The 19,786-nt window shown below is 72.4% G+C and carries 14 protein-coding genes; 7 read left to right on the plus strand and 7 right to left on the minus strand.

Features of this window, described 5'->3' with window-relative positions; translation table 11 throughout:
- On the minus strand, positions 1–3,766 hold a 3,766-nt coding region (locus ND748_RS09600; RefSeq protein WP_251745321.1), incomplete at its 3' end, for a TM0106 family RecB-like putative nuclease.
- Between the two features lie 339 nt (positions 3,767–4,105).
- Here ND748_RS09600 and ND748_RS09605 point away from each other — a divergent pair.
- The 3 genes from ND748_RS09605 to nhaA all read left to right on the plus strand — a co-directional run bounded on the left by ND748_RS09605 (position 4,106) and on the right by nhaA (position 9,352).
- Positions 4,106–6,901, plus strand: coding sequence for an acetate--CoA ligase family protein (locus tag ND748_RS09605; protein ID WP_251745322.1), 2,796 nt, complete (start codon positions 4,106–4,108; stop codon positions 6,899–6,901).
- A 22-nt stretch (positions 6,902–6,923) separates the two neighbouring features.
- Complete coding sequence (locus ND748_RS09610) at positions 6,924–7,790, plus strand: prephenate dehydratase (protein ID WP_251745323.1); 867 nt, start codon at positions 6,924–6,926, stop codon at positions 7,788–7,790.
- A 179-nt stretch (positions 7,791–7,969) separates the two neighbouring features.
- Positions 7,970–9,352 carry a Na+/H+ antiporter NhaA gene (gene nhaA / locus ND748_RS09615; protein WP_251745324.1) on the plus strand — a complete coding sequence of 461 codons (1,383 nt, stop codon included), beginning with the start codon at positions 7,970–7,972 and terminating at the stop codon, positions 9,350–9,352.
- On the opposite strand, the gene ND748_RS09620 is transcribed toward nhaA, so the two are convergent.
- Positions 9,311–9,892 carry a DsbA family protein gene (locus ND748_RS09620; RefSeq protein WP_374215882.1) on the minus strand — a complete coding sequence of 194 codons (582 nt, stop codon included), beginning with the start codon at positions 9,890–9,892 and terminating at the stop codon, positions 9,311–9,313. The two genes, nhaA and ND748_RS09620, sit on opposite strands and share 42 nt — an antisense overlap.
- Positions 9,893–10,155: 263 nt before the next feature.
- Between ND748_RS09620 and ND748_RS09625 the strand changes: the two genes are divergently transcribed.
- The 4 genes from ND748_RS09625 to ND748_RS09640 all read left to right on the plus strand — a co-directional run bounded on the left by ND748_RS09625 (position 10,156) and on the right by ND748_RS09640 (position 14,917).
- A complete protein-coding gene (locus ND748_RS09625) occupies positions 10,156–12,372 on the plus strand; it encodes a vitamin B12-dependent ribonucleotide reductase (RefSeq protein WP_251745326.1) in 2,217 nt (738 codons plus the stop codon).
- A gap of 72 nt (positions 12,373–12,444) precedes the next feature.
- Positions 12,445–13,245 (plus strand): LamB/YcsF family protein, encoded by an 801-nt coding sequence (locus tag ND748_RS09630; RefSeq protein WP_251745327.1) that lies wholly within the window; start codon positions 12,445–12,447, stop codon positions 13,243–13,245.
- A 92-nt stretch (positions 13,246–13,337) separates the two neighbouring features.
- Positions 13,338–14,015: an allophanate hydrolase subunit 1 gene (locus tag ND748_RS09635; RefSeq protein ID WP_251745328.1), complete on the plus strand. Its 678-nt coding sequence runs from the start codon at positions 13,338–13,340 to the stop codon at positions 14,013–14,015.
- Entirely contained in the window at positions 14,012–14,917 is a 906-nt protein-coding gene (locus tag ND748_RS09640; RefSeq protein ID WP_251745329.1) for a biotin-dependent carboxyltransferase family protein, read from the plus strand. Before ND748_RS09635 ends, ND748_RS09640 begins: the two co-directional genes overlap by 4 nt.
- 71 nt (positions 14,918–14,988) lie before the next feature.
- On the opposite strand, the gene ND748_RS09645 is transcribed toward ND748_RS09640, so the two are convergent.
- The 5 genes from ND748_RS09645 to ND748_RS09665 form a co-directional block, all read right to left on the minus strand.
- Positions 14,989–15,699 (minus strand): CoA pyrophosphatase, encoded by a 711-nt coding sequence (locus tag ND748_RS09645; RefSeq protein ID WP_251745330.1) that lies wholly within the window; start codon positions 15,697–15,699, stop codon positions 14,989–14,991.
- A 119-nt stretch (positions 15,700–15,818) separates the two neighbouring features.
- Positions 15,819–16,532, minus strand: coding sequence for a hypothetical protein (locus tag ND748_RS09650; protein WP_251745331.1), 714 nt, complete (start codon positions 16,530–16,532; stop codon positions 15,819–15,821).
- Between the two features lie 132 nt (positions 16,533–16,664).
- A complete protein-coding gene (locus tag ND748_RS09655; RefSeq protein ID WP_251745332.1) occupies positions 16,665–17,741 on the minus strand; it encodes a polysaccharide deacetylase family protein in 1,077 nt (358 codons plus the stop codon).
- 313 nt (positions 17,742–18,054) lie between these two features.
- Positions 18,055–18,780, minus strand: a complete 726-nt coding sequence (locus tag ND748_RS09660; RefSeq protein WP_285901856.1) for a ferredoxin reductase — start codon at positions 18,778–18,780, stop codon at positions 18,055–18,057.
- Positions 18,781–18,916: 136 nt separating this feature from the next.
- Positions 18,917–19,516 carry a sulfite oxidase-like oxidoreductase gene (locus tag ND748_RS09665; RefSeq protein ID WP_251745334.1) on the minus strand — a complete coding sequence of 200 codons (600 nt, stop codon included), beginning with the start codon at positions 19,514–19,516 and terminating at the stop codon, positions 18,917–18,919.
- Positions 19,517–19,786 lie beyond the last annotated feature (270 nt).

A 19,786-nucleotide genomic window follows, 5' to 3' on the forward strand; every position in this document is an offset into this window, starting at 1 on the left:
CCGTCGGCCCGCCGGCACGTTGCGCCGGCGCCGCGAACAGGTCGGTGCGGGCCATCGACCGCAGTCGGGCCAACCCGGCAAGCAGGTGGAGCTCCGCGACGCTGCGTGGAGAACTGTCCAGCAACGCCGGCGACATCACCAGAACCGCCGCCACCTGCGCCCGGGACAGCGCGACGTTGAGTCGGTTGCGGGAGAGAAGGAAGTCGAGCCCGCGTGGCGCCTGCGCGGCGCTGGAGGTCGTCAACGACGTGACCACCACCGCCGCCTCCTGGCCCTGGAACCGGTCCACGGTGCCGACCCGCACGCCCGGCAGGCCGGCGGCCTCGAGGGCCCGCTCGATCGCTCGGACCTGGCGGTTGTACGGGGCGACCACGAGTACGTCCGCCCCGGTCAGCGGGCGGGAAGCCGCCCCGTCGGTGATCGGACGAGCCATCAGGTGCCGGACGATGGCACCCACCGCCGATATCTCCTCGTCGGAGCGCGTGGCGTTGTCGGCGTGGACGACGTCGTGCAGATAAAGCCCGGCAGGCACGCCGGCGACGGCCCGGGTCGCGGCGATCGGATGGGACCGCAGCAGGCCGCCGTAGGCCAGCGCGGACACCGGCGCGCACACCGCCGGGTGCAGCCGGCGGGTCCGATCGAGGAAGTAGCCGAGCGTGGGTGGGATCACCGCGGCTTCGCCCAGCAGGTGCGACAGGGCGGAGGCGTCGGCGCCCTCGGGGTGGATGCCCGCCACGACCTGCGGCAACTGCTGCGGATCTCCGAGCAGGACCAGGTTGCGGGCCGCCGGGGCCACCGCGAGGGTGTCGGCCAGCGCGAACTGCCCCGCCTCGTCGATGATCAGAACATCGAACGGCGCGGCCGCGAGCGTCGGGTTGGCGAAGGCCCAGGCGGTGTCGCCGACGAGGTGGCCGTCCGGATGGGCCGCCCGCCACGCGGCCAGCGCCCGCAGGTCACGCGGCGTGTCCCAGGGTGGACGGTGCGCCGGTTCAGCCGGCGCGCCGGCGCGCTGCTTCTTGGCCGCGGCGACCAGCGGACGCCACGGCGACACGCCCTCGGCGTCCTCAGCAGCGCCCTCAGCGCCATCGCTGCCCTCGGCGCCCTCGGCCGCCGCTACCGGCGACGGGGGCTGACCGGTGGCGGCGAGCATGGCGTTTTCAATCGCCTTGTGGCTGGTCGAGCAGATTCCTACCGACTTGCCCTGCGCGACCAGGTGCTGGATCAGCCGGCCGGCCAGATAGGTCTTGCCGGCACCGGGCGGGCCCTGCACGGCCAGATACGAGCCGTCGAGGGCGCTGACCGCGGTCAGGACGGCGGTCACCTGGTCGTCACCGTCCGCGGGCACCGGCAGGCCGGCGGACGAGCCGATGAGTCGGGGTGGCTCACGCCGCAGCAGGTCCGTCGCCGACTCCGCGGGCAGACGGCCGGGCAGCGCGGCGACGGCCCGGCGGGCGAGCTCACGGACCGCAGTCGGTTTCGGCTCGGGCCGGACCGGAGCCCCGGGCAGCACGGCCGTCGGCAGCGCGCGGCCGACCGCGTCCGGGGCCACGCTCTCCCGCAGGTGCAGCACGTGCGGCTCGGCCCGTTCGACGACGGCGTTGGTGGTCCCGCCGGCCGCACCGGGCGGACCCGGGTAGAGCAGCCGCACGGACTCGCCCCGGTCGAACGGATGCGGCCGGTTCGGGTCGACGCGCGCCTGCAGCAGCCGGCGGCTGCGCCGCCGCCGCCCGGACGGCTCCTCCCAGTCCTCGAGCACGGCCCAGCCGGTCGGCACGGCGCAGTCGTCGGCCGCCTCCAGGCTCGCCCGATCGGCGATCAACGCCGCGAAGTAGGTCCACCAGGCCGGCTTGTTCTCCCGCCGGTGATAGCCCACCGCCGCGGCGAGCAGGGCCCGCGCCCGCTGGGCGGCCGACCAGGCCGCCGGCTCGGGGGGCAGCCCCGCGACCAGCGCGTCGACGAGGGCGTCCCGATCGTCGTCACCGGTCAGCGACGCCGGCTCGACCGCGCCCGCAGCGTCGGGTCCCAGCGCGCCCGGATCCACCGCGACACCCTCCCGGGCCGCGACCCCCTCCTGCTCGCGCAGCCCGAGCAGCCAGCGGTGTAGCCGGTGGGTCGACACGCAGTCCACCCGGTTGTATTCGGCGATCTCGGCAAGCACCCGATCGGCCTCGGCCGGCTCCCCCGCGGCCCGGTGCGCCAGGAAGGACTCGTAGGCCACGATGCTGTCCGCGGCGTTCTTCACCGCCGCCTGCCGCGCGTCCGGGAAGAACAACGGCTCGAGATACTTGATCGAATAGGAGGGCTGGGAGATCCGCAGGCTGCGCCGGACCACCGCGTAGAGGTCGATCAGCCGGTTGCCGACGAGCAGCTCGTCGACCTCCCGCTCCCGGGTGCCGTGTCGGGCGGCCAGCCGCCGCAGCGCGTTGAGCTCGTACGGCGCGTAGTGGTAGATGTGCGCGCCGGGATGCTCGCGCGACCGCGCCACGGCCCAGTCGACGAAGGACTCGAACGCGAGCCGCTCGCCGTGGCGGTCATGCGCCCAGAACGCCCGGAAGGCCTCCGTCGTGGCCCCGGCCGGGTCACACCCGCTTGGGGGCTCGGTCAGCGTGACGGCCCCGAAGAGGTACTCCAGCCCGGCGGCGTCCAACGCATACGGATCGCCCTCCATGTCGAAGTAGATGTCGGCTGGGTCCGCCACCGGGAGCGACGCCAGGCCCGCCGCATCGATCATTCGCACGGTCACCGTCCCCAACGGGTCATCCGCGCTGCGGGTCGCATCCTGCGCCGCCTGTAATTCGGCCTGAAGGCGCAGTCCGCCGAACGCCGCGGCGGTCATCGCCGCCGGCCGTTGGTCGTCGCCCGCGGCGGCGAGCTCCTCGACGGACGTGATGCCCGCCCCGCGCAGCACCCGCCGCTGCTCCGAGCGCAGCCCCGCGACCAGGGACAGATCGCGGGCCGCCGCCCGACCATCGGCGCAGTGCTCCGAGAAGGCACAGCTTGCGCACTCCGGACGGGGCTGCGCCCACGACGGGTCGGGAACCGCCGCCGGCGCGGCCAGCCGGGCGTCGAGGCGGCTGCGCACGTGGCGGACCATCGGCGCGACGTCATCGACCCGGAACGACCGAACCACGCCGACGGCGCCCGGTTCCGTCGGCGCGCCAGCGCCAGCGCCGGCCAGGTCCGCGTCCCGCGCGGGATGCAGCAGGTGCATCATCCGCGGCACCGCCACGCCGACCGAGGGCAACGCCACGGCGTACGCGGCGAGCTGCAGGACGGCCCCGGGCCGGGCCTGCCGGGCGAGTTTGGCGTCGTAGGGCTCGTAGTGACCCGGCTGGGCGGGCCCGCTGGGCGCGCCGGTTCTCGGGTCACGGTGCGCCGCGATCAGGAAGTCCGGCCGGCCCTGGAACGAGCCGTCGAACAACACCCCCTGGTAGACCACCGGGGCGCCGGCGGCGAGCGCGCGGCGCGTCCGCTCGCTGGCCTCGGCGAGAGCGTCGCGGGTCGACGCCGGACGGGGGATCTCCACCACCCCGTCGGGGCCGAAACACCGCCGAAGATGCGCCAGCACGCGCCGTTCGTGGGCCTCACCGTGCCGGACCGCGGTCGGGTCCGGGGCACTGACCCGCGGCCGCCCGCCCTGGCCAGCCGTCGCGCTCTCGGGCAGGCCGGTGGCCAGCGCGTGCGTGAGCCCGACCCGGTGCCCGCACTCGAGGTCGTCAACAAGATCGCCAGCGGAGACAACCCAGCGATCGTCGAGCCTCTGCACGTCACCATCCCGTCCGGACCATCCGTCCGGCCCGGTCGCATATTGTCCCGCGTCCCCCCTTCGACCTGCGGCCGGGTCCGGGGCACGCAGAACGCCGGCACGGGCGCGGGCAGCCACCGGATTCCCGCAGCTCACCATCCGGCGCGACCCGTCCGTTCGGGCCACCTCGATCAGGTGCACCTGGTCGGCGCGGGTGGGCGGGTACGAAATCGGGCCTTTGTGGTTCTTGTCACACTCGGGCGCGGCAGCGTCCGCTCCGGCGCCGTGCGGTCGGGCCGCCGGCGAACCGACCGAGGCCGCCGTCGCCACCAGGTATTACGATGGAACGGAAAGAGGATCATGAAATGGGGCAGCCCGGGAGGACGCATCGTGGCAGCTTCCCGGCCGGCGCAGGCGGAGCAGGACCGCCGGGTCGAGGATGTCGTGCTCGCCGACGGCGGGTCGGTCACGGTGCGGCCGCTGGGCCCCGAGGACGCCGGCCGACTGAGCGCCTTCCATCTGCGCCTGAGCGAGGCGAATCCGCACGACCCGGATCTCGCCGGCGCCGCGGGGGATCCCACGCTGCTGACCGGGCGGGTCGTTGGACCCGGCAGCGGGGCGTCCGCGGTGCTCGGCGCGCTCGTCGGCGACGAGATCGTCGGGTTGGTCGAATACAGCAAGATTGGAAACGTCGGTGACGTCGGAAACGTCGGTGACGTCGTAAACGTCGGTGACGTCGTAAACGTTGGTGACGTCGGTGACGTTGGTGACGCGCGGTTCGGCATTCTCGTCGAGAACCCTCAGCAGGGGCGAGGGCTCGGCACCCTGCTCATCGACATCCTCATCGACGCCGCCGCGGCGGCCGGGGTGCGCCGGCTGGTCGCGGACGTGCCGGCGAGCAGTCGACGGGTGCTGGAGGTTCTGCGTTCGATCGGCTTCGACCTCAGCCCCGCGGACGGCGCCCAGATCCGGGTGAGCTACCCGGTGGAACCGGGAGACGGCCCGCCGAGTGAGGCCCGGTCGCGCCGGCGGCGGGTCGGCGGCGGTCGGGAGCATCCGAGCGGGCCTCGCAGCATCGACCGGCTGCTGCACCCTCGGGCGGTCGCCGTCATCGGGGCGAGTCGCGAGCCTGGAACGGTCGGTCACGAGGTCTTCCGCCGCCTGCTCCACAGCGGGTTCACCGGAGCGGTCTATCCCGTCAACGCCGCGGCGACCCATGTCGCCTCGGTCTACGCCTACCAGGATCTGGCCGCGGTGCCCGCCGAGATCGAGCTGGCCGTCGTGGCGGTGCCGGCGCAACGGGTGGCCGAGGCGCTGCGGGCCTGCGCGCAGAAGCGGGTCCGCGGTGTCATCGTCGTGTCGGCCGGCTTCGCGGACGGCGGGGACGAGGGCCAGGCCCTGCTGGCGGACGCCATCCGGATCGCCCGGGACGGCGGCATGCGCCTGATCGGCCCGAACGCGATGGGTGTCATCAACACCGCGCCGACCACCCGGCTGCATGCCACCTTCGCCGTCGGGGAACCCCCCGCCGGCCGGGTCGGCGTGTTCACCCAGTCCGGCGCCCTGGCCGGCACGTTCCTCACCGACGCGGCCCGCCGCGCGGTGGGTTTCTCCACCTTCGTCTCCGCCGGGGACCGTTCCGACGTCTCGACGAACGACCTCCTGGAGTACTGGCAGTCCGATCCGCGGACCGACGTGATCATGCTGCATCTGCAGAGCTTCGGCAATCCGCGGCGCTTCGCCCGGATCGCTCGCCAGCTCGGTCGGCACAAGCCGGTCGTGGCGCTCAAGAGCGGCCAGGAATCCGCGGACACGGGGGTGGACGCGCTTTTCACCAGCGCCGGCGTGGTCCGCGCCGACACCCTGAACCAGCTCTTCGACGCCGTGCAGCTGCTGGCCCATCAACCGCTGCCGGCCGGACGACGGGTCGGCATCGTGGGAACGAGCAGCGCCCTCGCGGCGCTCGCCACGGACGCCTGCCGTACCTACGGACTCGAGGTCCCCCCGCTGTCCGAGGAGACCTGGTCCGATCTTGCCGCGCTCGTCGGCCACCGGTACGCCACCAATCCGGTCGACCTCGGTCCGCTGGCCGATCCCGAGCGGTTCGACGCCGCGTTGCGGCTGGTCGCGGCCTCGGGCGACGTCGACGCGATCATCGCGCTGGTGACCCCACACGCCCAGGTCGACCGGCTTGGCGCCGCGGTGCGCCAGGTTGCGGCCGACAGCGGCCTGCCGGTGCTCGCCTCCTACCTCGGTCAGGACGGCATGCCCGCCGCGCTCGCGGTCGCGGATGCGAGCGGCGGCGCCGGCCGCGGCTCGGTGCCGTCCTACTCCTCACCGGAATCGGCCGCGCTGGCGCTCTCGCGCGCCGCCGACCACGCCGCCTGGCGGGCGCGGGATCACGGCCGGGTGCCCGCGTTGGACCACATCGACCCGGACGGCGCCCGCGCGGAGGTCGAACGCCACCCGAAGAACGACACCTGGCTGCCGGAACCGGCCGTGGCCACCCTGCTGGCCGGGGTCGGGCTGCGGGCCTGGCCCAGCATCCGCGTCGCCGACGAGACGCAGGCGCGGGCGGCGGCGGAGGCGCTGGGCTGGCCGGTGGTCCTCAAGATCTCCGATGAGCGGTTTCGCAGCAGGCTCGACGTGGGGGCGGTCCAACTCGGCCTGGGTGACCCGGACGAGCTCGCGGGTGCGTGGCGGGCCGTGCGGGCCGCCGTCGGCGCCGGCGACATGCTCGTGCAACCGATGGCACCCGCCGGGGTGTCGACCGTCGTGCGGTTGCGGCAGGATCCGACCGTCGGCCCGTTGCTCTCCCTGCGGCTGGGCGGCGCCGTCGCGGACCTGCTCGTCGACCCGCTGGCGCGCACCCTGCCCCTGACCGACCGGGACGCCGAGGACCTGATCCAGCAGATCCGTGGCAGCGTGCTGCTGGTCGGGGGGTCCGGCGCGCCCGCCGCCGACACCGCTGCGCTGGCAGATCTCCTGCACCGGGTCGCCCGGCTCGCGGAGGAGCTTCCCGCCATCGGCGAGATCCTGCTCGATCCGGTCCTTGTCGGCCGCCGTGGCGTGGTGCTGCTGCACGCCGGGATCCGCCTGCTACCGCCCGAGACCGAGTCGCGCACGCTACTGCGAGCGCTCGCCGTCCAGCCCTGACCGGCCCGGTACGGTCGTGAGCATGACCGCACGACAGAGGATCGCTTTCCAGGGCGAGCGGGGAGCCAACTCACACATCGCCTGCCGGGATGTCTATCCGGACTACGACGCGGTCCCCTACCAGACCTTCGACGAGTGCTTCGCCGCGTTGGAGGACGGTGCGGTGGACCTGGCGATGATTCCGGTCGAGAACTCCACCGCGGGCCGGGTCGCCGACATCCACCACCTGCTGCCCAGGCCGGCGGTGCACATCATCGGCGAGTACTTCCTGCCCGTCCGCCACCAGTTGCTCGGGGTACCCGGCGCGTCCCTCGACGACGTGAAGACGGTGCACAGCCACCCGCAGGCACTCGCCCAGTGTCGCGAGGCGCTGCGCGAGCTCGGACTCGTCGCCGTCGCCGCCGCCGACACCGCGGGTTCCGCCCGGGAGATCAGCGAAGCGGGCGATCCGTCCCGGGCGGCGATCGCCTCCCGGCTCGCGGCCGAGGCGTACGGGCTGGAGATCCTGCGGGCGGACCTCGAGGACGAGGAGCACAACACGACCCGCTTCCTCATCCTCTCCGGCGAGAACCTCCGTGCCGCGGCCGGGATCGGACCCATCGTGACCACGTTCGTCTTCAAGGTCCACAACCGTCCGGCCGCGCTCTACAAGGCGCTCGGCGGGTTCGCCACCAACGGCGTCAACATGACGAAGCTGGAAAGCTACATGGTGGGTGGTGAGTTCGTCGCCACCCAGTTCCTCGCCGATATCGAGGGCAGCCCGGAGGATTCCACCGTCGCCGGCGCGTTCGAGGAGCTGTCGTTCTACGCGGACTACCGCATCCTCGGGGTCTACCGCGCGAGCCGGTACCGGGAACGCGAACGGATCGGTGCCCGCGCCGGACTCTGATCCGAGGATTTCCCCCGGCTCCGCCGAGCGGGTCGACCCCGCGGCACCCGGGCACCGCGCACCGCGCACCGGAAGAGAGGCATTTCACCACCTCGGCCGACCGCCTGGTCTGCCCGGCGGCAAGCTGGCAGGCTCACCGGGATGGAGCGCGCGACGGTCGACGCACAGGTGGGCGGAAGGTGACGGCACCGCCGCGGCCGGGCCCCGGGCTTCGGGTGCGGCTGCCGCAGGTCGCCCCGTCGGTGCGGGAGTTCCTGGCGACCGAGGCCGGCGGCGCCGTGCTCCTCCTGCTCGCCGCGGTCGCCGCCCTCATCTGGGCGAACTCCCCGTGGTCGGGCAGCTATGACAGGTTCTGGAGCACCACGGCGGAGCTGCGCCTCGCCGACGCCGGGTTCGACCTGACGCTGCATCACTGGGTGAACGACGGCGCGATGGCGATCTTCTTCGCGGTCGTGGGGCTGGAGATCAGCCGTGAGTTCACCACGGGTGAGCTGCGCGACCGACGCACGATCGCCGTGCCCGCGCTCGGCGCGATCGGTGGGCTGACCCTACCGGTGGTGATCTACTTCCTCTTCAACCGATCCGGGCCGGAATCCGGCGGGTGGGGCATCCCGATGTCCACCGACACGGCGTTCGTCATCGGGATTCTCGCCCTGTTCGGCCCCCGGTGTCCCGACCGGCTTCGGCTGTTCCTGCTCACCCTCGCGATCGTCGACGACATCGGCGCGATCACCGTGGTCGGCATCTTCTACACGGATCACCTGAATCTCGTCGGTCTCACCGTCGCGGGCGCGGCGGTGCTGGCAATTCTCACCCTGCGCTGGCTGCGGGTGTGGCAGCTTCCCCCGTACATCCTCGTGGCGCTGGTGCTCTGGGGTGCAATTCACGTCTCCGGCGTCCACTCGACGCTGGCGGGTGTTCTCGTGGGCCTTCTCGTTCCCGCCGTCCCGCCTCGCCCCGACCAGGTCGAGGAGGTACCCATCTACGTCCGGGCCCTGCAGGAGGACTCCAACGCCACCCGCGTCGGCCTCACGGTGGCGGCGGCGAAGGCGACGGTGCCGGCCAATGACCGTTTGCAGCGCGTGCTCCACCCCATCAGCGCGTTCGTCGTCGTTCCCGTGTTCGGACTGGCGAATGCGGGCGTCCACCTGAACGGCTCGGCCCTGCGCACGGCGGCGACCTCATCGGTGACCCTGGGGGTGGCGGCAGCACTGATCGTCGGAAACGCCGTCGGGATCTCCGTGGCAGGCATGATGGCGATTCGGACCGGTCTTGGTCAGCTACCCGGTCGGGTGCGGTACGGGCACCTGCTCGGCGCGGCCACCCTGGCCGGCATCGGCTTCACCATCTCGCTGTTCATCACCGAACTGGCCTTCACCGAGGAGGCCCTACAGGAACAGGCCAAGATCGGTATTCTTGCCGGCTCGTTGCTGGCCGCTCTCGCCGGCACCGCCATCCTTCGGGTGCTCGGCGAGCGGATGCCGCTGTGCTCGCCGATGACCGACGAACCCGTCCCCCGCCTACCGCCGCGACCATGGCGCGCGCCGATGCCGGCGAAGTGACAGACTCGCCGCCTTGCGCAGCGGGGCGATCTCCGTGCGCCCTCGATAGGGCTCACCGTTGATGAAGATCGTCGGCGTGCCGCGCACGCCCTGCTCGATCCCGCGCGCGTAGTCGGCCTCCACCGCATCCCCGAAGGGCTGCGCGGCGTCCCCGACGACCCGGTCCCCGTCGAGGCCGAGCGACGCCGCGTAGGCGTGGAGGAACTTGTCGGCAAGCCGGTCCTGGCGGGCGAAGAGGAGGTCGTGCATCTCCCAGAACCGGCTCTCCAGGCCGGCGGCCTCGGCGGCAAGCGCCGCGGTGAGGGCGTAGGGATGGATGTCGAAGACGGGGAAGTGCCGAAAGACAAGCCGAACCTGACCGTCGGAGGTCTCGGCGAACTCGTGCAGGACGGGCGCCGCCCGGGCGCAGTAGGGACACTGGAAGTCGGCGTACTCGACGACCACGATGGGCGCGTCCGCAGGCCCTCGGGAGTGCCGGAACGGATCGATCGGCACCGCGGCCGACACGTGCCGCCCGTCCCGACCGGCCGGCGACCGCAGCCGGTTCCACCCCACCGACGTCGGTGCGTCCTCCATGCTGCGATTATCCCCGCCACCCCACCGAAGGCGATGCCGAGCCAGGAACCGGACACCGGATTTTGTGTCACGAGTCACATTCACCCGCGAGCCACTGCTCGACCCGCCGCGGTGTATGTGACCATCGCCCCGTTGCCTGGCGTCGTCGAGGCCGCCGTCCACAGGCGCGGCTCGCCGGTGAGACGAACCGACTCACACCAGCGTGCCCATCAGACGCGAGGAGCACCATGCTCGACACGCCGGCGGGACTGTACGCCGATCCGCAGTGCCGCCCGGGCCTCGACGGGTTGCGCATCAACCGCGTCCACACGAAGCCGGGCGCTCATCCCTTCGACGAGGTCCGCTGGGACCGCCGCGACGTCGTCACGACCAACTGGCGGGACGGTTCGGCCAACTTCCGCCAGCACGGGGTCGAGTTTCCCTCGTTCTGGTCGGCCGCGGCGGTGACCATCGTCGCCAGCAGGTACTTCCACGGCGCACCGGGCAGCGGGGACCGGGAGTGGTCCCTGCGCCAGCTCATCGAGAGGGTGGTGCGCCCGTACGTGCACGCCGGGCGGGAGCACGGATACTTCGCGTCCGACGACGACGCGGAGATCTTCGAACACGAGCTGATCTGGCTGCTGCTCCACCAGGCGTTCAGTTTCAACAGCCCGGTGTGGTTCAACGTGGGCACCGACCTGCCCCAGCAGGTCGCCTCGTGCTTCATCCTCGCCGCCGACGACAGTCTCGACTCCGTCCTGGACTGGTATCGCGACGAGGCGTTGCTCTTCCGGGGCGGCGCCGGCTCGGGGGTGAACCTCTCCCGGTTGCGATCCACGGCCGAACTGCTGCCCTCGGGGCGGCCCGCGCCGGGTCCGGTGAGCATCATGCGCGGGGCTGACGCGTCGGCGGGGAGCATCCGCGCGGGCGGCGCCCCGCGGCCCGCCGCGAAGATCGTCGTCCTCGACGTGGATCATCCCGACATCGCCGACTTCATCGAGTGCAAGGCCCGCGAGGAGCGCAAGATCCGGGCCCTGCGCGATGCCGGATTCGACATGGACGTGGGCGGCCGGGACGTCGATTCCGTCCAGTTTCAGAACGCCAACAACGCGGTGCGGGTCAGCGACGCCTTCATGCGTGCCGTGGCGGCGGACCAGACCATCGAGCTGCGCGCCCGAGGCGACGGGCAGACCGTGGAGACGGTCTCCGCCCGCAAGATCTTCCGTATGATTGCGCAGGCCTCCTGGGAATGCGCGGATCCGGGACTGCACTTCGACGACACGATAAACAGCTGGCACACCTGTCCGGCGAGCGGCCGAATCAGTGCCAGCAACTCCTGCAGCGAATACATGCACCTGGACAATTCCTCGTGCACCCTGGGATCGCTGAACCTGCTGCGGTTCCTGGACCGGGATCGCCACTTCGACGCGACCGGTTTTGCCGCCGCCGTCGAACTGGTGGTGCTCGCCATGGACATCTCGCTGTGCTTCGCCGAGGTGCCATCCCCACTGATCGGCGGCGCCAGCCGTGATTTTCGTCAGCTCGGGGTCGGCCACGCCAATCTCGGTGCGCTGCTCATGGCCACCGGGCAGGCCTACGACAGCGAGCAGGGGCGGGCCACCGCGGCCGCGATCACGTCGCTGATGTCGGCGACGGCCTATCGGCGCTCGGCGGAGATCGCCGCGGTACTCGGGCCCTACACCGGCTTCGCCGCGAACGCCCCCGCTCACCGCCGGGTGGTCGCCCGCCATGCCGCCGCACACGCCGCGATCCGGCAGCCGCCGGCGGCACGGCGATCCATGGCGCAGAGCATCCACGAACAGGTCCTCCCGCGGGCCGGGCTGGAATGGGAGCGGGCCATCGGTCTCGGCGAGCGGTACGGCTGGCGCAACGCCCACCTGACCCTGATCGCGCCCACCCGGACGACCGGCCTCGCGATGGACTGCGCCACGATGGGAATCGAACCCGATCTCGCGCTCGTCAAGGTCAGGAAGAACGCGACGGGCTCGGCGATGCGGCTCGTGAACACGACCGTGCCGACGGCACTGCACGCCCTCGGGTATCCGCGGGCCGCGGTGGCCCGCATCGTGGGCTTCATCGCGGCGCACGGACATGTCGTGGATGCTCCCGGGCTGCACCCCGAGCATCAGGCGGTCTTCGACTGCGCCCTCGGTCCACGGGCCATCGATCCGATGGGCCAGGTCCGGATGATGGCGGCCGTGCAGCCGTTCCTGTCCGGGGCGATCTCGAAGACGGTCAACCTGCCGGCGTCGGCCACGGTCGACGATGTCGCTGCCCTGTTGTACGCCGGGTGGCGCACGGGGCTGAAGGCACTGGCCGTGTACCGGGATTCCGCCAAGGTCGGCCAACCGGTCTCGGGTGTCACGCTCCCGGTCGGGCCGGCCGGCCCAGCAGACGAGTACCTGGGCCCGCGAGCGACCGGGGCATCCACGCCGCCGCGGTGACCGGCACGGGATGACCGGCCCGGGACGACGCGACGGCGGGACCGAGGGGCGCCATGGTGAACAATCGAGGGCATGGCCGACGCGGTAGTTGCCGATCTACGCGAGGAAGGTCCACCGGACCGCCTGGACCTCAACGCCGACCTCGGTGAGGGCTTCGGCGTCTGGCGCCTCACCGACGACGAGGCGCTGCTCGGCCTGGTGACCAGCGCCAACGTGGCCTGCGGCTTTCACGCCGGGGATCCGGCGACCATGCGACGGACCTGCGAGCACGCTGTCCGGCTCGGGGTACGTATCGGCGCCCAGGTCAGCTATCGGGACCTCGCCGGATTCGGCCGGCGTCGCATCGACATGGACCCGGCCGATCTGCGTGACGACGTCACCTACCAGCTCGGCGCCCTCGACGCCTTCGCCCGGGTCGCCGGCGATCGAGTGCGCTACGTCAAGCCGCACGGGGCGCTCTACAACACGATCGTCGCCGACGAGGACCAGGCGCAGGCGGTGGTCGACGCGGTCCGTGGATACGACGCGACGCTGCCGGTCCTCGGTCTGCCGGGCTCGGTCTGGTTGCGGCAGGCCGCCGCCGCCGGCCTCGTGACCGTCGGCGAGGCGTTCGCGGATCGCGCCTACACGCCGGCGGGCACGCTCGTCTCTCGTCGCAGCCCCGGGGCCGTACTCGACGACCCGGACGCCGTGGTGGCCCGAGGCGTACGGATGGCCACCGAGGGAACTGTGCTCAGCGAGCAGGGCACACCGGTACGGATCCTCGCCCGATCCCTGTGCGTCCACGGCGACACCCCCGGTGCCGTGGAGGTGGTCAGGCGGCTGCGCCAGGCTCTGCACGACGCCGGTGTCGCGCTGTCGCCGTTCTGCTGATGCGACCGGGAGGCTGAAGCGACCGGGAGGCTGAAGGGACCAGGCTGGAGGGACCGTGAAGCCGAAGCGGCCGGGAGGCTGAAGGGACCGTGATGCGCATCCTGCCCTGCGGGGACGAAGCCCTGCTCGTCGAGGTTGCGAACCTGCGGGAGGCCGAGGAACTCTACGGACGGCTGCGGCGGGATCCTCCGCCGGGGCTCACCGACCTGGTGCCCGCGGCGCGCACCGTCCTCATCGCCTTCGACCCGGCGGTCACCGGTCCAGCCCGGCTCCAGGCCCTGCTGCACGGGATGTCACCCGCCGACGTGACCTCACCCGCCGACGTGACCTCACCCGCGGATGTGACCTCACCGGCGACTGTGACGATTCCTGTGCGTTACGACGGGCCCGACCTGGTCGACCTCGCGCGGCTCACGGGGCTGAGCCCAGCGCAGATCATCGAACGGCACCTGCGGGGCCGACACCGGGTGGCGTTCTGCGGCTTTGCGCCGGGTTTCGCCTACATCGCCGGGCTGGATCCTGGCCTGCGGGTTGCCCGCCGGGACAGCCCGCGCACGCGGGTGCCGGCGGGCGCCGTCGCGATCGCCGACGAGTTCTCCGGCGTGTATCCCCGCGCCTCGCCCGGCGGGTGGCATCTCATCGGCCGGACGGATCTGGCCGTCTTCGACCTCACCCGCAATCCGCCCGCTCTGCTCGTACCGGGCACCCCGGTGCGCTTCGTCGCGGTGGGTGGCGCTGCGGTGGGTGGCGCTGCGGTGGCGTGGGCGTGACGGGATCAGGGGAACCGCCCGGCGAGATCGCCATCGTGGCCTCGGGGCCGTTCGCCACCGTGCAGGATCTTGGCCGGCCCGGACTCGCGCACCTGGGAATCACCCGATCCGGCGCCGTCGACCGCCCCAGCCTGCTCCTGGCGAACCGGCTGGTGGGCAACCTGGCCGGCGCGGCAGCCATCGAAATCACCTACGGGGGGCTGATCGTCCGCTTCAGCCATCCCGGCATGATCGCCATCACCGGCGCGCCCTGCCCGCTCACGCTTTCCGATCGGGAGATCGGGATGTACGCGCCGGTCGACGTGCCGGCGGGCGCGCTGCTTCGGATCGGCGCCCCGGCCCGAGGGGTGCGCACCTATCTGGGCATTCGCGGTGGCGTGGACGTACCGGCCGTGCTGGACTCCCGGTCTCGGGACACCCTCGCCGGCATCGGGCCCGAACCCCTGGTGGCCGGTGTTCGCCTTCCGCTCGGCCAGGAGAAGTCCGATCCACCGACGATCGATCTCGCGCCGCTTGCCCGCTACGTCGACGAGCCCGAGCTTCGGGTGCTGACCGGTCCGCGGGCGGACTGGTTCGCCCCGGACGCGGTGTCGACGTTGTGGGCGAACGCCTACGAGGTCACGGCCGACAGCGATCGCGTCGGTGTCCGGCTGCGCGGTCCGGCGATGCGGCGACACCTCACCGCCGAGCTGCCCTCCGAAGCGGTCGTCGCCGGTGGCATTCAGATTCCCCCGAGCGGCCAGCCGGTGATCTTCCTCGCCGATCATCCCGTCACGGGCGGCTATCCCGTCCTGGGCGTCGTCGTGGCGAAGGATCTGCCGCTGGCCGCGCAGTGCCGGCCCGGTCAGCGCCTTCGATTCCGTCCCGCCCGCCAGGCCGTGAACGGCCTGCCCGCCCGCTGACCCCGCCGTCAACGGGGTCGGAACCATTCCCGGGATGACCATCGTCCGGGACCCACAGACGCACCGGGTGGTCAGCGCCAGGCGAAGACGGGCTGTTCGAACTCGGCGACCCGAGTGTGCCGGCCGCGCAGCACGAGCTCGGCGAACTGGTAAAGGATGGCGCCGGTCGGGGCATGGATGAGGCTGCCGAGCAACGGAAGCTGAATGACGGGCCGGTCGGATTCGGCAATGGCGAGAAAACGCGGCCGCGCGGCCAGCTCGTCGAGCGGTACGACGTGGACCGAGGCGACCTCGCGCGCCTCCGGGCTGGTGACCTGCAACCTTGAACCTGCCCAGAGCACCACCGGGGTCATCACGAAACCGGATCGGGTCGCGTAGTCGTCGAGGGTGCCGAGCACATCCTGTGCCGGTAGGTCGACGCCGACCTCTTCGGCGAGCTCGCGGCGGGCGGTGGTGGCGGCGTCCTCGCCGTCCTCCGCCCGACCGCCGGGCAGGGCCCACTGCCCCGCGTGCGTCCGCATGCGGGCGGCCCGGCGGGTGAGCAGAAAACTGGGTCGGCCCTGCGCGTCCTCGCCGAGCGTCACCGCAACGGCGGCACGGCGGCGCCCCTCGGCGGACAGTCCCTGTCTTGGGAAGCCGGCCACGGCCACCGCCACCCTGGTCCGAAGGTCGACCGTGTCGTCTCCGGCCGCCCCGTCGTCTCCGGCCGCCACCTCGTCACCGGCCGCCACCTCGTCACCGGCCGTCACGCCAGCACGGGTCACCACGTCGTTACGGGTCATCCTGTCGTCACGAGTCACTTTGTCGTCACGAGTCACCCTGACATGCATACCAGCATGCGTGCCGACGTGGCTTCAGACGGACCTTCCCGCGGCGGCGCGGGCACGCCGCCGCGGACCGCTCACCGGGAGTTGTGGTCGCGGCGCCGGTGGCGGCCGAGAGCAGTGCGCCCGCCCGCCGGGACGGCCGATCCCGCCGAGTCGACCCCCGCCGGCGTCCCTTCCCCGGACACGGGAGTCGACGGCCGGTCGCTCGGATACACCTGCGGCTCGGACACGGGCGGTGCCAGCGTCTCCGACCGGGCGTCACGCGAGCGCAGTGTCGTGCGCTCGCGGCGCCGGCGGGCCGCCTCGACATCGCGCACTCCGCGGACACTCAACCTGCCCCAGGCCGTCGAGCCCAGGAAGAGGACTGCGGCGCCCAGGCCGTAGAAGAAGCTGATCCACACGACGGCCTGCCGCGCGGACCCGCCGAGAGGCGCCCCGATCGAGCCGAGATGCCAGGGCCCGGCGAGGGTCGGACCGATGATGAACCAGACTCCGGCGGCGATCGCCAACCAGGCTCCGAGCGCTGCGGTTGCCCTGTTGGCGCTCGCCAACAGCAGCAGGCCGCCGACGAACGCCGCGATGCCCGGCAGTACCTCGAGCCAGAACCGCGCGGAGGTCCAGGTCCAGGCGTCCCCGGTGAACGCGAAATCAAAGTATGGGCCGACAAACGGAATGAGCGCCCCCCAGATACCCAGGAGCATCAGCAGCAGGCCGGTGACAGCACCACGGCTGCGGGGGATGTGCCAGGCGCCCAGCCCACGGGCGTCCGCATTGACGACGTCAGCCATCAGTTGCTCCCTCTCCTCGCCCTACAGCAGGGAGGGTGCCCCGCGGGGTGAGCACCGAACCACCTGGTCAGGGCCCCACGGCGCCCTGATCGGCCGGCCACCGGCCACCGGTGACCGGCGACCGGCGACCGGTCACAGGGGAACGAAGGAGAGTCCCCGCGCCCGGAGCAGGGGCAGCACCCGTCGCAGGGCCGCCACGGTCTGCGCGCGGTCGCCGCCGCCGTCGTGGCAGAGCAGGATGTCGCCGGGACGGGCCCGGCCCAGGGACTGCCGGATGGACGCGGTTCCCGGCCGCGCCCAGTCCCGGGGATCCACGTCCCAGCCCAGGGAGGTCATGCCCAGGCCGGTCGCAGCCGCGAGGACGGCAGGGGACCAGTCGCCACCCGGCGCGCGAAACAGCCGCGGTGGCTCAGCGCCCGCGTCCACGATGGCCGACTGCGCACGGGTCATCTCGACCCGGATCTGATCCGGTGTGCGGCGGCTGAACGGCTGCGGATGAGTCATCGTGTGGTTGCACAGCGAGTGGCCGTCCGCGACGATGCGACGCACCAGCTCCGGGTTCGCCACCGCCTGCGCGCCCACCACCGAGAAGGTCGCCGTGACCCGGTTGGCGCGCAGGACTTCGAGGATCCGGGGAGTCCACACCGGGTGCGGACCATCGTCGATGGTCAGGGCGATGGAGTCCGCCGGCGCATCCGGCCGCAGGTCGTGGATGCGGTAGGCGGGTGCTCGGGGAGCCGGCGGGGCCTGGGTGGTGACCGGGGTGCTCGCGGCCACCGTCGATCCGCGTGCGGCGCTGGAGCGACCGACGGTCTGCTGGCTTGCGCCTGCCGAGTGAGCGGCGGTCTGCTGGCTCGCGTCTGCCGAGTGGGCGGCGGTCTGCCGGCTTGCGCCTGCGGGGCGGGCGGCGGTCTGCCGGCTGGCCGAGCGGGCGGCACCGTGGCCCGCTCCGGACGCTCCCCCGATCGCCTGCGCCGGCTCGGCTGCGGTGAGCAGCACGATGCCCGCCGCGCTCGAGGCCGACCAGGCGAACAGTCGCCGACGGGACACACCCGGCGCCGAGCGGTCGACTCCGATCCCGATGTCGGCCGTCGGGTCGCTGTCAGCCGGCCCACGCCCCTGAGCCGACCCGAGCCCCTGAGCCGACCCGAGCCCCTCACCCGGCCCACGCCCTTCGGACCAGCCAGAAGCATCGTCGCCGTTACTCATCCGGTGTCCCCCCACCGCATCTGGCCGCCTTTCCGCCCATCTCACCGCTCCCCCGCTCCGCCCCGGTGGCCCACGCATCCCGCCCGGCGAGGGCGATGGGATGCCGGTTGACCATACGACGGAATTGCCTACCGAAAGCAAGAGCGACCCCACAATCAGGTAGATACCTGAAGAGATTTGCGGAAACCGCCGCCCAGCGTCATGGAATTGCCGCGCCAGGACACATTTGCACCGCGGCCGTCGGCGGGCCGCGGCGGTCAGGGCGGTCAGGGCGGTCAGGGCGGTCAGGGCGGTCAGCGGGCCGCGGCAGTCCTCAGCGCCCGCTCGGGCCAAATCGTTCGGTCCTGACCCGCGCGGGGTCATGGCCGAGCGCGACGAGCATGTCCGCGACGGATTCGACGAAGCCGTTCGGCCCGCAGACGTAGCACGTCGGCGCGAACGCGGCGGGCCACGCGACCGCGGACAGTTCAGCGAGACCGAGGCGATGCGGTGGGCTCGGCCAGTCCGGCGGCGTCGCCCTCGTGTAGACCCGGGTGAGGTCGAGGCCCGGGTCGGCTCGGGCGCGGTGGCGCAGTTCCGCCGCGTAGTAGGCGTCGCCCGGCGTGCGCACCGAGTACGCCAGCCGGAACGGCACCCGGCTCGCCGCGGCGGCGCGAGCCCGCACCATGGCCATCAGGGGAACGATGCCCGAGCCGCCGGCGACGAGGAGCACCGGTTGTTCGTCCTGCGGACGCCAGACGAACCAGCCGCCGATCGGGCCGCGGATCTCTACCGGGTCGCCGACGGCGAAGACCTGCGTGAGGTACGGCGAGACCTCACCATCGGCGACCCGCTGCACCGTGAGGACGACGCGCGAACCGTCGGTGGGAGCCGCCAGGGAGTAGCTACGGCGCGCGGTGTAACCGTCCTCGGCGGTGAGGCGCACATCAACCCGTTGACCGGCGTGGTGCCCCGGCCACCGCGGCACCTCGAGCACGAGAGTCCGCGCGCTCGGCGTCTCGTCGCGTACCTCGGCCAGGCGGGCGACGCGCCACGGCATCCGACTGGCCGCCGTCGGCCTGGCCGCCGGCTCGCGCACCGGCCCCGTCACGTCCCCGTCACGTCCTCGTCCCGCCTTCACGCGCTGCCCGGGCCCCGGTCGACCGGTGCCGGGACGGCCGCTTCCCGCGCATCCGTCAGTCGCCCCGGTACCTCTGTTCGAGCCAGGGATCACCACGCTCGTGATATCCGCCGGCTTCCCAGAAGCCCGGCTCGTCCTCGGGCAGGAGGCGGATGCCGCGGACCCATTTGGCGGACTTCCAGAAATACAGATGGGGCACGAGCAGGCGGGCCGGGCCGCCATGCTCGGGGTCCAGGTCGTCGCCTTCACAGCGATGGACGACCCAGGCCCGCCCGTCCAACAGGTCGTCGAGCGGCAGATTGGTGGTGTAGCCACCGTAGGAGTAGGCGACGGCGAAGTCCGCCGAGGTCTCGACGTCGGCGAGCAGCACATCCAGCGAGACGCCCTGCCATACCGTGTCCAGCTTCGACCACTGGGTGACACAGTGGATGTCGACCGTCGGCGTCTCGCTCGGCAGGGCCAGAAACTCCGACCAGCTCCAGCGGTACCGGCGCCCGGCCTCGTTGGTGATCACGAACTCCCACTGGTCGCGCGGCACCCGCGGGGTCGGCCCCGCGGAGAGGACCGGGAACCCCTTTTCCAGGTACTGACCGGGGGGAAGGCGGGCCCGACCAGACCGCGGGCGGCCGTGAAAGCCCGGCGAGACGATGCCCATGGACCACACCTACCACAGCCGGACCCAGCAGGGCGCTCGGTGTATTCACCGCCGCGACACAACCACCGCCACGGCGAGGATCACCCGGCAATCCCGACGAAAGGCGTCTGTTAACATAAACAGCCCGCACAGTCCACTGATACTCGACGATCACCGATCGGCGACCGACGCGCGCCTTTGCAGGAGGACCGCTCATGGCCCGGCCAGCCGCCCCGGCGGCATCCCGCCCAGGCTCATCGCAGGCAGCATCCGCACCGGTCGGCGGCCGGG

Origin of the sequence: Frankia sp. AiPs1 (genome assembly GCF_023716945.1) — a bacterium.
Lineage (GTDB): Bacteria > Actinomycetota > Actinomycetes > Frankiales > Frankiaceae > Frankia.